Raw genomic sequence first — 12,092 nt, forward strand, 5'->3', positions numbered from 1 at the left:
TTGAAATGTTGATAATATCGTTTACAACAAATTATTCAACTTCAACCGTTTCTGGTGATGCGGCAGGTTTGGCAGAATCTTTAGGTGGAAATTCCAGCTTGACCTGATCCTGTTCATCCAGATCAACCGTGACACGACCACCACTTACCAGCTTTCCAAACAACAGTTCGTCGGCCAACGCTTTGCGTATCATGTCTTGAATCAAACGCGCCATTGGTCGCGCACCCATCAGTGGATCAAAGCCTTTTTTCGCCAGGAATTTACGTAAATTCTCAGTGAAAACTGCTTCAACTTTTTTCTCATGCAATTGTTCTTCCAATTGCATCAGGAATTTATCCACCACACGCAAGATGACGTCTTCATCCAAAGCACGGAAACTGATGATGGAGTCAATCCGGTTACGGAACTCTGGTGTAAACATCCGTTTAATATCGGCCATCTCATCGCCGGCTTCTTTTTTCTCAGTGAAGCCGATGGTGCGTTTTTGCAGACTTTCTGCACCCGCATTAGTGGTCATGATGATGATCACATTTCGGAAATCCGCCTTACGCCCATTGTTGTCTGTCAGCGTACCGTGATCCATAACCTGCAGCAAAATATTGAAAATATCCGGATGCGCTTTTTCAATTTCATCTAGCAACAATACCGCATGTGGTTTTTTGGTAATCGCCTCGGTCAACAATCCACCTTGATCAAAACCGACATAACCCGGCGGCGCACCGATCAAACGACTGACCGCGTGACGCTCCATGTATTCCGACATATCGAAACGAATCAAATCAATGCCAAGAATAAAAGCCAGTTGCTTTGCGACTTCTGTTTTACCTACTCCAGTAGGACCAGAGAACAGGAAAGAACCGATAGGCTTATCCGTTTTCCCTAATCCGGCGCGCGCCATTTTGATGGCCGATGCCAAAGCATCGATCGCCGGATCTTGACCAAACACCACATTTCGCAAATCCCTGTCGATGGTTTGCAATTTGCTGCGATCGTCCTGATTAACGGACTGCGGTGGAATCCGCGCGATCTTGGCAATAATGTCTTCGATTTCAGTTTTACCGATGGTTTTCTTTTGCTTGGATTTGGGCAAAATGCGTTGCGCAGCACCGGCCTCATCAATCACATCGATTGCCTTATCTGGCAAATGCCTGTCATTGATAAAACGTGCAGCCAACTCAGCCGCTGTAGTCAGCGCGATGGCAGAATATTTAATACCATGATGCTCTTCAAAGCGTGACTTCAAACCGCGCAAAATCTGCACAGTTTGTTCCACTGTCGGCTCGTTGACATCGATCTTTTGGAAGCGACGTGACAGCGCGTGATCTTTCTCGAACACACCGCGGAATTCCGTATAAGTGGTGGCGCCGATACATTTCAGCTGACCACTTGATAATGCCGGTTTCAGCAAATTCGACGCATCCAAAGTGCCACCGGAAGCAGAGCCAGCGCCGATGATGGTGTGAATTTCATCGATGAACAAAACACCGTTGACGTTATCTTTCAACTGCTTAAGCACCGCTTTCAGACGCTGTTCAAAATCGCCACGGTATTTGGTACCAGCCAATAACGCGCCCATGTCAAGCGAATACACCACCGCATTTTGCAAAATTTCCGGCACTTCGCCTTGGGTAATCCGCCATGCCAAACCTTCAGCAATGGCCGTTTTACCGACACCAGCCTCACCCACCAATAATGGGTTATTTTTACGGCGGCGGCATAAAGTTTGAATCACGCGCTCTACTTCAAACTCACGACCAATCAGCGGATCGATCTTTCCTTCAATCGCTAATTTGTTCAGATTTTGCGTGAATTGATCGAGTGGACTTTCTTTTTGCTGTCCGTCCATCGGCGCATCTTCACCGCCATCCGACGATTTCTGTGTTTCGCTAACCTGATCTTTACGCACGCCATGCGAGATGTAATTAACGACATCCAGACGTGTTACACCCTGCTGATGCAGGTAATACACCGCATGCGAATCTTTTTCGCCGAAAATGGCGACCAGCACATTGGCGCCAGTCACTTCTTTTTTGCCATTCGATGCTGACTGTACGTGCATAATGGCGCGTTGAATCACGCGCTGAAAACCCAGTGTCGGCTGCGTATCAACCTCATTGGTGCCCGGCACAGTGGGCGTGTTGTCGCCGATGAAAATTGTTAGCGTCTTGCGCATATCATCAATATTGGCTGCACATGCACGCAAAACCTCTGCCGCCGATGGATTATCCAGCAGCGCCAAGAGCAAATGCTCAACCGTAATAAACTCGTGTCGCGCTTGCCGCGCTTCGACAAAAGCCATGTGCAAACTTACTTCTAGTTCCTGCGCAATCATGCTTCCTCCATCACGCATTGCAGGGGATGCCCTGCTTTTCGCGCGTGCGTTAATACCAATTCGACCTTTGTTGATGCGATATCTTTCGAAAACACACCACACAGCCCTTTTCCATCACGATGCACCTTCAACATAATTTGTGTTGCAGTTTCTCGATCTTTGTTGAAGTACTCTTGTATCACCGCAACAACAAACTCCATCGGTGTGAAATCATCATTCAACAAAAGCACCATATACATAGGCGGCGGCTTGAGCTTTTGCTCCTGTCGCGTCACCACCGTTCCTTCTTCGTGCTTAGTTCCCATACGGTTATTTTAGAACGTTCAAACTGATGTACTGTTAAATACTGTTAAATAAATGCGTACTGCTAAATTATTTTTTTAATTGGTGCTTACAAAAAACTGTTTAGACCAGGCGCTCCGACGCAGGCAGCACGGCTGCTGTAGCAGGTAAATTAACTGCATGCACTTCGCCTGCGTAACTGATTGTGCTTACGGGCACTAAGTCCCACCTGTAAGGATAACCAAGAAGAGCAACAACGTATAAACAGTTTTCTGAATACTTAAATCCAATGTATTTAATAGTACGCGTTTTCTTGTTGTAATGCTCTGATGACACAGATGACGATATAACGACATAATTCAAGGGCCATCCAATCAAGAAATGCATGATCAAATTAGATATCTTAATTTCCACTTGGAAATTACTTGACATTTCTTTTTTGAACGAGAAGAATGGTAAGTATCTATTGATGGGGGATGTTCAGATCAATAGAAGTGGGCAAGTTGAGGTGGAGGCAGCATTACGAGAAGCTTCTGGCTTTTACAGCTCGTGTGATTAGTCATTATTGGAAAGACGCATTTTATGGCAACAGGTACAGTCAAGTGGTTCAACGATTCTAAAGGCTTCGGCTTTATCACTCCAGATGATGGTGGTGAAGATTTGTTTGCACACTTTTCAGCAATCGAAATGAACGGCTTCAAGACGCTTAAAGAAGGTCAAAAAGTACAGTTCGAAGTCACGCAAGGCCCTAAAGGCAAGCAAGCTTCTGGCATCAAAGCTCCTTAATTATTTGTCATCACACTAATTAGGTTGCGTTTGCAAAAAGTCCCGTCTCTTGGGACTTTTTTATTGGACGCACATAAAAAAAGCCAGAACTAAGTTCTGGCTTTTTTGCTTGCGGGCTATTGCCTGCAAATATTACATATTTTCTATCAATACGTCGCCAAAGCCAGAGCAAGAAACCTGCGTTGCACCTTCCATCAGACGGGCGAAATCGTAAGTAACTTTTTTCGATGAAATCGACTTCTGCATAGATTCAATGATCAAATCAGCCGCTTCCAACCAGCCCATATGACGCAACATCATTTCAGCTGACAAAATCAGTGAACCTGGGTTCACATAGTCTTTACCAGCATATTTTGGTGCAGTGCCGTGCGTTGCTTCGAACATGGCAACAGAATCAGATAAGTTTGCGCCCGGAGCAATACCGATACCGCCAACTTGCGCTGCCAAGGCGTCAGAAATGTAGTCGCCGTTCAAATTGAGTGTTGCAATTACGCTATATTCATTTGGACGCAACAAGATTTGTTGTAAAAATGCATCAGCGATTGAATCTTTAACGATAATTTCGCGGCCAGTTTTTGGATTCTTAAATTTCATCCATGGACCACCGTCAATCAATTCGGCACCAAATTCTTTTTGTGCCAATGCATAAGCCCAATCACGGAAACCACCTTCGGTGAATTTCATGATGTTGCCTTTGTGCACGATGGTCACTGAAGGCTTGTCATTGTCGATCGCGTATTGAATCGCTTTACGCACCAGACGCTCAGTACCTTCGCGCGATACTGGCTTAACACCAATACCTGAAGTTTCTGGGAAACGGATCTTTTTAACGCCCATTTCTTCGATCAGGAATTTGATCAGTTTTTTAGCGCCATCAGTACCTTCTTGCCACTCGATACCCGCATAGATGTCTTCCGAGTTTTCACGGAAAATCACCATATCAGTTTTTTCTGGCTCACGCACTGGCGAAGGAACGCCTTTGAAATAACGTACTGGGCGCAGGCAGACATACAAATCCAATTCTTGACGCAGTGCCACGTTCAACGAACGAATCCCGCCGCCAACCGGTGTAGTCAATGGGCCTTTGATTGAGACTACATAATCTTTGATCGCTGCCAAAGTTTCTGCAGGCAACCAAACGTCTGGACCGTAAACGTTAGTCGATTTTTCACCGGCATACACTTCCATCCAGCTAATTTTTTTCTTGCCGCCATACGCTTTAGCAACGGCTGCATCAACTACCTTGATCATGACTGGGCTGATGTCTACACCAGTACCGTCACCTTCGATGTAAGGAATAATTGGGTTGTCTGGAACATTGATCGAATAATCAGCATTGACTGTGATTTTTTTGCCTTCTGCAGGCACTTTGATGTGTTGGGACATTGATGTATCTCCGGAGTTAAAGCGAGAAGATAGCCTTACATGTCAGGCGCTTAATCTGCGCCTCCCGTATAAGGCAATCGCTATTGCGTGTATAAGGTCACATGGCTAGTCTTATATAAGACATAAGACAGTGATTTCGTATTATGCACTAGTATTTTACTAGACGCTATGTTTTTGCGACACTACGGCAAGCGTTCCTCAAAAAACTGTTTAGACTAGGCGTCCCGACACAGGCAGTACGATTTGTACGACAAGGCGGGCGTAGCAACGTAGAAACAGTTTTTTGAGAATACTTATGCCTCTTATCCTATTCAATAAGCCCTTTCAGGTCATGTGCCAATTTTCTTCGCACGCCACACGCGAAACTTTGGCCGATTACATAACAATTCCCGACATTTATCCTGCGGGACGGTTGGATGCCGATAGCGAGGGCCTATTATTACTGACCGATGACGGGAAGTTGCAGCACAACATTAGTCATCCGACACTCAAACAACCAAAAACTTATTTAGCGCAAGTCGACGGCGTCCCCAATAAAGCTATGTTGATGCAATTGCGCAACGGCCTTGATTTAGGGGACTTCACTACTCTCCCTTGTGAAGTGCACCAAGTTCAGGAGCCCGATTGGCTATGGCCACGCACACCGCCTATACGCGAACGCCTGTCCCAGCCGACTAGTTGGCTGGCAATCACAATAATTGAAGGGAAAAATCGTCAGGTGCGCAGAATGACGGCAGCCGTTGGCCTGCCAACTCTGCGCTTGATCAGAATTTCGATCGGAAAAATTTCATTAGCCACTCATCCGTTATGGCCTGGTGAGTCGCGTGAAATTGCGCCGTCAGAGTTGATGAATATGTAGCCTTGAATTTTCACGGATAAATAAATATTTATATTGAATAGAAAATTTAAAAAACGTGTCAACGCATTGTTTATCCCATCGTTAATGACAGTGATTCAAATGAATCATTACTGAATTCATACAACTCATTCAAGGAATTTATCATGTCAAAATTAATCGCTGCTTTGGTCGCTACTTTGTTCGCAACTTCAGTTTTCGCTGCTGGCGCCGCTGCTCCTGCCGCTCCTGCTGCAGCTCCAGCTGCTGCGGTTACTGCTCCTGCTGCTGAAGCCCCAGCTGCAGCTGCTCCTGCTGCTAAAAAAGCTCCTGCAAAAAAACATCACCACAAAAAAGCGGCTAAAAAAGCTGCTCCTAAGGCAGACGCTGCTCCAGCCGCAACTGATGCAGCTGCTCCAGCCGCTCCTGCTGCTAAGTAATTCTGTATTATTGTTTGATAAAAAAGGCAGGCGCGTCCTGCCTTTTTTATCGCCTGCAATTTTGTATCTAAGTTGTATCTGAACAGCACCAACTCCCTCCGGCACCAACACCTCTGCTATCATCTTTTTTTCTTAAGGATGCCCTCAACATGAATATACAACGACCATTTGCCAGTACAACGATCGCAGTAGCAACTGCCACCATTGTTTCCGCCCTCGCCTTTGCGCCGAACTTTGCATCTGCGCAGGAAGTGCAAAAACTCCCGACTACGCCGTTAAATATTGGTATCCGCGTAATTCAAGCCGAAGTGGCCAAATCGGATGCGCAACGCGAACAAGGATTGATGTTTCGCAAAAAAATGGGCGCTAACGAAGGGATGGTGTTTATTTTCGATCAGCCGAATGGTTATTGCATGTGGATGAAAAATACCTTGATCCCACTCTCGGTAGCCTTCATTGATGCCAATGGGAAGATACTCAACATTGAAGAAATGAAAGCGCAAACCCTGGATTCACATTGCGCGCAAGGGGCTGCACTATATGCACTGGAAATGAATGAGGGCTGGTTCAAGAAGAATAATGTAAAGGCCAATACCGTCATTGAAGGCATACCCAAATAATTGCCTTAACAAATCTGAGACCCAAAACAAAAAAGCCTGCATAACCGAAGTTATGCAGGCTTTTTTTATCCTACAACAGCGCTAGCTCAACCAGGCAATACAGCCAAGTGATCTAGCGATGAACAAGAATTAAGCAGCTAATGACAATGATTTCAAGGCAGCAGCTAAACGGCTCTTATGACGAGCAGCTTTGTTCTTGTGAATGATTTTCTTGTCCGCGATGCGATCGATAGTCGATACGGAGTTTTGTAAAACGATAGCAGCAGCGGCTTTGTCACCACCAGCGATTGCTTTACGAGCAGCTTTGATCGCTGTACGCAAAGTCGAACGTTGACTGGAGTTGTGCAGGTTTTGAACGACTGCTTGACGTGCGCGCTTACGTGCTTGTGCGGTATTTGCCATGTAATTATTTCCTAATAACGAGATCGTGAATATTTTCTAAGCTTACGCGGCAAAAACATCAGACCGCATCAAATAGCATTGAGAATTCTGTAAAGCCACGGATTATAACGACTTTCCGCACATTGAGCAAATCAATCTTGCTTTCAACATAATTCCTGCTGTTTTCTTGCAGTTTCTCAGCAACATTTTACCCAATTGCAATATAAAAACAGAAACATGTAGTCGTAATGCTATTTTTGTACGCATAGAAACTTGTTTTTAACAACTGTTTGTAAGCAACTGTTTCTATCAGACGAACATCAACGGTAAGCAGCATACTAACAGCTATAATCCCGCTCCATGAACTTGCATAAAACGCTTGCCACCGTCTCTGGCATGACCATGTTGTCGCGCATAGCGGGCCTTGCCCGCGAAATCTTATTCGCACGTGCCTTTGGCGCTTCTGCCTATACCGACGCCTTCAATATCGCTTTCCGCATCCCCAATCTGCTGCGTCGATTATTCGCGGAAGGGGCCTTCTCTCAAGCCTTTGTGCCCATTTTGGCCGAATACAAGAACCAGAAAGGCGATGTCGCAACGAAAGAACTGGTTGACCATGTTGCCACGGTCATGACATGGGCCATGCTAGTCACCTGCCTGGTGGGTATATTAGGCACGCCAATACTGATCTATTTCATCGCTACAGGCTTCAAAAACAATCCTGAGGCCTTCCATGCTTCCGTGGTGATGACGCGGATTATGTTTCCATATATTGGCTTCATGTCGTTTGTGGCGTTAGCAGGTGGTATCTTGAATACCTGGCGCGAATTTAAAATTCCCGCGTTCACGTCTGTTCTGCTCAATGTCGCCTTCATCACTACTTCACTCTGCGTTGTGCCGTTTATAAAACAGCCTATGTATGCGATGTATGCAATGGCATGTGCGGTGTTTGTCGGCGGTGTCATGCAAGTCGCGCTGCAGATTCCTGCTCTGATCAAAATCGGCATGCTGCCACGTATTGCCCTGAATCCAGCGATGAGCTTTAGCGATCTTGGCGTGCGCCGCATCCTGAAGAAAATGGGACCTGCGGTATTTGCCGTCTCCGCCGCCCAGATTAGTTTGATGGTGAATATGAATATCGCCTCGCGCCTGACACAGGGTAGCGTCTCCTGGCTAGCCTATGCGGACCGCTTGATGGAGTTCCCTACCGCTCTGCTCGGCGTCGCACTAGGCACCATATTGCTGCCGAGCTTATCCAAAGCCAATACCGACGGTGACAAAGAGGAATACTCATCCTTACTCGATTGGGGCCTACGTTTAACTTTTCTGCTGGCCTTGCCCTCTGCAGTGGGATTAGCGACCTTGTCCACACCATTGACAGCGACCTTATTCCAAAACGGAAAATTCGATGCAACGTCGGTCGCCATGACCAGCAAAATCTTGATTTGTTACGGTGTTGGCTTGATAGGCTTGATTGTGGTCAAAATTCTGGCACCGGGTTTTTATGCAAAACAAGATATCCGCACTCCGGTCAAAATTGCCATCGGTGTACTAATTGCCACACAAACCATGAACTATATTTTTGTGCCTATTTTCGCCGTCGCCGGCCTGGCTTTGTCTATCAGTATCGGCGCCTGTTTAAACGCTGGCTTTTTGCTATGGAGCTTGCTGCGTCGCGGGATTTACAAACCCGAAAAAGGCTGGGGAATTTATCTGATTCGTCTGTCAGGCGCCCTCGCCTTACTTGCCGCCGTCGCCTTGTGGAGCTCTTCGCAATTTGACTGGGTGGCTATGCATGCACATCCACTACAACGCGTACTCGCGTTGGCTGCCGTGATGGCGGCCTGCGGCGTGGTGTATTTCGGTGCATTGTTAGCCATGGGCTTCCGCTTTCGCGACTTCAAACGCATTGCACGTTAATGACATAAAGTTGATAGAGAGTTTACGTAAAACGCCCGGCAATGCCGGGCGTTTTAGCTTTGTGCAGATGCTGCTTCTTTAGCCTTTCGTGCGCGCCTCAATCTCTTCCCATTTTTCTAGCGCTTCCAGCAGCAGATCATCCAGTTCTGCTGCGCGCGCATTCAAACGCTTGGCCTCATCGGCTTTTTTATACAGTTCCGGGTCGGCCAGTTGATCAGCAACTGTTTTTTGCTCCGCTTCCAATTTTGCAATTAACAACGGCAATTCGTCCAATTCGCGCTGCTCTTTATAGCTGAGTTTTTTTGGTTTAACGGCAGGTGTTGCAACAACAGCTTCCGCTTTAGCTTCCACCTTCACTTTAGCAGCAGCCGCTGGACTTGGGCGCACACGCTCCCAATCGCTGTAACCACCTACGTATTCCTTCCACATGCCATCGCCTTCAGCAGCAATCACTTGTGTAACCACATTGTCCAGGAAGGTTCTATCGTGGCTGACCAAAAATACTGTGCCTTCATAATCTTCCAATAACTCCTCCAGCAATTCCAAGGTGTCGATATCGAGATCGTTGGTCGGCTCATCGAGCACCAAAACGTTGGCTGGTTTGGCAAACAGACGCGCCAACAACAAACGATTACGCTCACCGCCAGACAATGATTTCACTGGCGAACGAGCACGTTCTGGCGCAAACAAAAAGTCACTCAGATAACTCATGACATGTTTACGCTGACCGTTGATTTCCACCCAATCACTACCCGGTGCAATTGTCTCAGCAAGACTGGCCTCGTCATTCAATTGCGCACGCATCTGGTCGAAATACGCCACTTGCAATTTAGTACCTTGCTTGACTGTGCCGCTGTCCGGCTGATCCACGCCCAAAATCAATTTCAGCAAAGTCGTTTTACCGGCACCGTTATGCCCGATCAAACCTACTTTGTCGCCACGCATAATGGTTGCCGTGAAATCCCTCACAATCACGCGATCGCCAAACACGCGGCCAACATTAGTCAACTCTGCCACGATCTTGCCTGAGCGTTCGCCAGATGACACATCGAGCTTGACTTGTCCTTGCTGATCACGGCGCGCGCTGCGGCTCAATCGCAATGCTTCCAAACGACGTACCCGGCCTTCATCGCGCGTGCGTCGTGCTTGTACGCCTTTACGTATCCAGACTTCTTCTTGCGCTAAAAATTTATCGAACTTAGCATTCTCGATTTCTTCAATTTCAAGCTGTTCGGCTTTGCGCACTTGATAAGTGGTGAAGTTGCCTGGGAAAGAAGTGATCTTGCCGCGATCAAGCTCAATAATGCGGGTCGCAACGTTATCCAGGAAACTACGATCATGGGTGATGAACAGTACGCTGCCTTTGAAATCACGCAACAAACCTTCCAGCCACATGATGGAGGTGAAATCCAAATGGTTGGTCGGCTCATCCAACAGCAATACATCCGGCGCACTCACCAGTCCGCAAGCCAGTGCCACGCGTTTTTGCATCCCGCCCGATAAAGTCCCCATCAACGCATCTTTGTTCAGATTCAAGCGATCTAAAGTTGTCTCCACTTTATTCGCCAAACTCCAGGCGTCAGCTGCGTCGAGCTTGCTTTGAATTTCATGCATGCGTTCCATGATGGCATCGTCATCATCGCCACCAAATTGGCCGGTGAGCGCATCGTATTCATTCAGCAAAGCTTGCATTTCGCCCATACCAGATGCAACCGCATCGAACACTGACATATCAGGTTCAAAATGCGGTTCTTGATCAACATAAGCGATTTTGATGTTTTGTTGCATCACCATCACGCCATCGTCTAACTTGGAAACACCCGCGATTGTTTTCAGTAACGACGATTTGCCGGTGCCGTTACGCCCGATCAAGCCAACCCGCTCGCCGGCATCCAAAGAGAATTCCGCGTGATCAAGCAACGCGACGTGGCCGAATGCAAGTTGTGCATTGGAGATAGAAAGAACTGCCATAGTAGAAACCAGAAAAAATAGAGCCGCAAAAAACACACCAGCGCAAATTATCTATCGCGTGATGCTCTCATGCAGTCAAAGTTAGACGAAAAAATGCGTGAAGTGCGCATTGTACCGATAGCGGCGGTGATATCGCTAATTGTTGTGTACTTGACAGGGATAGTTGTAGGCTATTTTGCCTATTTCATCACAATTATCCAGTATGGCCATAGATAGGGCATCCATGCTCGGCTATAATCTCGGACGGAAAACGATACGTATTTATCGAAATCCCGCGTCTCGCCATAGTTCAACGGATAGAACGAGTGCCTCCTAAGTGCTAGATACAGGTTCGATTCCTGTTGGCGGGACCAGTTAATTCATATCAAATTCGAAAAAAGACACCGCAATAACAAATGACTTGCTATTGCGGTGTCTTTTTTTATCCACGACATCGCTACGAATGCCATGGATTCTCACATACTTAGAACGCTATTTATTTAACAGAAAGTGCATCAGCACAGATAAAGTCGCTCATCAACTTCTCGCCCAGCGTGTTTGGGGCTGGCGCAGCAAATTTGCTATTCTTCAAAGCATCAGTATGGTCACGCTTGTCACCAGTACCATTATTACCGGCAAACAAAATTTCGCCAGCTAAACGCGCACTTTTAGGTGGAATTACGTCGCCGCCTTGTTTGATTTCTTTGTCTGAGCAATTGTATTGGGTTACGTCTTTATAGGATTTAAATGTCGGAAAAGAAGCATCGCCCGCATTGTCGCGTGGATAACTGAAATCCCACATAGTCACTGCTTGACGGATACCTTTGGCACCTTTGACATCTTTAATCGAATTTTTATCAACCGAGACAACGACCTGCTGCGTTTTGTCCTGCGGATTGGTGATCGTAGTCACCGTATGCCAATCTTCAGCAGCTTGTGCGCCCAGACAAACAATACTCAACCCTAGAATAAGTGCTATTTTTTTCATATCGTTTTCCTTAAACAAATGATGCTTGATGACAAATTACCTATGCCAGTTTTTGACCATACAAGCGTATAGTAATTTCGTTACTAAACACCTAATTTTACAAAAAAAAACAAAAATATTGATTAATACAGTCCCGTCGCGTCTCACATAAAAAAACCGCCAGGGATGCAAA

General features: G+C 46.5%; 11 protein-coding genes and 1 tRNA gene. 6 read left to right on the forward strand and 6 right to left on the reverse strand.

The genetic code is table 11. The features are described 5' to 3' along the window. Nucleotides 1-31 precede the first annotated feature (31 nt). Together clpA and clpS are read right to left on the reverse strand one after the other, a co-directional pair. Nucleotides 32-2,332 (reverse strand): ATP-dependent Clp protease ATP-binding subunit ClpA, encoded by a 2,301-nt coding sequence (gene clpA / locus GEV47_RS13850; RefSeq protein WP_153235341.1) that lies wholly within the window; start codon nt 2,330-2,332, stop codon nt 32-34. Next, a complete protein-coding gene (gene clpS, locus GEV47_RS13855; RefSeq protein ID WP_153235342.1) occupies nt 2,329-2,637 on the reverse strand; it encodes an ATP-dependent Clp protease adapter ClpS in 309 nt (102 codons plus the stop codon). Before clpS ends, clpA begins: the two co-directional genes overlap by 4 nt. Nucleotides 2,638-3,196: 559 nt before the next feature. On the opposite strand from clpS, the gene GEV47_RS13860 reads away from it, so the two are divergent. Next, nucleotides 3,197-3,400 carry a cold-shock protein gene (locus tag GEV47_RS13860; protein WP_153235343.1) on the forward strand — a complete coding sequence of 68 codons (204 nt, stop codon included), beginning with the start codon at nt 3,197-3,199 and terminating at the stop codon, nt 3,398-3,400. Between the two features lie 132 nt (nt 3,401-3,532). Here the strand turns inward: GEV47_RS13860 and icd are convergent, their stop codons facing one another. After that, nucleotides 3,533-4,786, reverse strand: a complete 1,254-nt coding sequence (icd, locus tag GEV47_RS13865; protein ID WP_153235344.1) for an NADP-dependent isocitrate dehydrogenase — start codon at nt 4,784-4,786, stop codon at nt 3,533-3,535. 295 nt (nt 4,787-5,081) lie between these two features. Here icd and GEV47_RS13870 point away from each other — a divergent pair, with 295 nt between their 5' ends. The 3 genes from GEV47_RS13870 to GEV47_RS13880 all read left to right on the forward strand — a co-directional run bounded on the left by GEV47_RS13870 (nt 5,082) and on the right by GEV47_RS13880 (nt 6,681). Beyond that, nucleotides 5,082-5,645, forward strand: a complete 564-nt coding sequence (locus GEV47_RS13870; RefSeq protein ID WP_153235345.1) for a pseudouridine synthase — start codon at nt 5,082-5,084, stop codon at nt 5,643-5,645. 143 nt (nt 5,646-5,788) lie between these two features. Continuing rightward, entirely contained in the window at nt 5,789-6,061 is a 273-nt protein-coding gene (locus GEV47_RS13875) for a hypothetical protein (protein ID WP_153235346.1), read from the forward strand. Between the two features lie 149 nt (nt 6,062-6,210). Then, a complete protein-coding gene (locus GEV47_RS13880) occupies nt 6,211-6,681 on the forward strand; it encodes a DUF192 domain-containing protein (RefSeq protein WP_153235347.1) in 471 nt (156 codons plus the stop codon). 129 nt (nt 6,682-6,810) lie between these two features. Here GEV47_RS13880 and rpsT read toward each other — a convergent pair whose 3' ends face one another. After that, a complete protein-coding gene (gene rpsT / locus GEV47_RS13885) occupies nt 6,811-7,083 on the reverse strand; it encodes a 30S ribosomal protein S20 (protein WP_153235348.1) in 273 nt (90 codons plus the stop codon). A gap of 339 nt (nt 7,084-7,422) precedes the next feature. On the opposite strand from rpsT, the gene murJ reads away from it, so the two are divergent. After that, nucleotides 7,423-8,982, forward strand: coding sequence for a murein biosynthesis integral membrane protein MurJ (murJ, locus tag GEV47_RS13890; RefSeq protein WP_153235349.1), 1,560 nt, complete (start codon nt 7,423-7,425; stop codon nt 8,980-8,982). A gap of 78 nt (nt 8,983-9,060) precedes the next feature. Here murJ and GEV47_RS13895 read toward each other — a convergent pair whose 3' ends face one another. Continuing rightward, nucleotides 9,061-10,953, reverse strand: coding sequence for an ATP-binding cassette domain-containing protein (locus GEV47_RS13895; RefSeq protein WP_153235350.1), 1,893 nt, complete (start codon nt 10,951-10,953; stop codon nt 9,061-9,063). Between the two features lie 278 nt (nt 10,954-11,231). On the opposite strand from GEV47_RS13895, the gene GEV47_RS13900 reads away from it, so the two are divergent. After that, nucleotides 11,232-11,306, forward strand: a tRNA-Arg gene (locus GEV47_RS13900). Between the two features lie 122 nt (nt 11,307-11,428). On the opposite strand, the gene GEV47_RS13905 is transcribed toward GEV47_RS13900, so the two are convergent. Further along, complete coding sequence (locus GEV47_RS13905; protein WP_153235351.1) at nt 11,429-11,920, reverse strand: surface-adhesin E family protein; 492 nt, start codon at nt 11,918-11,920, stop codon at nt 11,429-11,431. Nucleotides 11,921-12,092 lie beyond the last annotated feature (172 nt).

The organism is Glaciimonas soli (assembly GCF_009497155.1).
In the GTDB taxonomy this organism is placed as follows: domain Bacteria; phylum Pseudomonadota; class Gammaproteobacteria; order Burkholderiales; family Burkholderiaceae_D; genus Glaciimonas; species Glaciimonas soli.

Excerpts from the sequence above, each read along its gene's own strand:
- clpA (WP_153235341.1), bottom strand. The coding sequence starts at position 2,332 with ATGATTGCGCAGGAACTAGAAGTAAGTTTGCACATGGCTTTTGTCGAA.
- clpS (WP_153235342.1), bottom strand. The coding sequence starts at position 2,637 with ATGGGAACTAAGCACGAAGAAGGAACGGTGGTGACGCGACAGGAGCAA.
- GEV47_RS13860 (WP_153235343.1), top strand. The coding sequence starts at position 3,197 with ATGGCAACAGGTACAGTCAAGTGGTTCAACGATTCTAAAGGCTTCGGC.
- icd (WP_153235344.1), bottom strand. The coding sequence starts at position 4,786 with ATGTCCCAACACATCAAAGTGCCTGCAGAAGGCAAAAAAATCACAGTC.
- GEV47_RS13870 (WP_153235345.1), top strand. The coding sequence starts at position 5,082 with ATGCCTCTTATCCTATTCAATAAGCCCTTTCAGGTCATGTGCCAATTT.
- GEV47_RS13875 (WP_153235346.1), top strand. The coding sequence starts at position 5,789 with ATGTCAAAATTAATCGCTGCTTTGGTCGCTACTTTGTTCGCAACTTCA.
- GEV47_RS13880 (WP_153235347.1), top strand. The coding sequence starts at position 6,211 with ATGAATATACAACGACCATTTGCCAGTACAACGATCGCAGTAGCAACT.
- rpsT (WP_153235348.1), bottom strand. The coding sequence starts at position 7,083 with ATGGCAAATACCGCACAAGCACGTAAGCGCGCACGTCAAGCAGTCGTT.
- murJ (WP_153235349.1), top strand. The coding sequence starts at position 7,423 with ATGAACTTGCATAAAACGCTTGCCACCGTCTCTGGCATGACCATGTTG.
- GEV47_RS13895 (WP_153235350.1), bottom strand. The coding sequence starts at position 10,953 with ATGGCAGTTCTTTCTATCTCCAATGCACAACTTGCATTCGGCCACGTC.
- GEV47_RS13905 (WP_153235351.1), bottom strand. The coding sequence starts at position 11,920 with ATGAAAAAAATAGCACTTATTCTAGGGTTGAGTATTGTTTGTCTGGGC.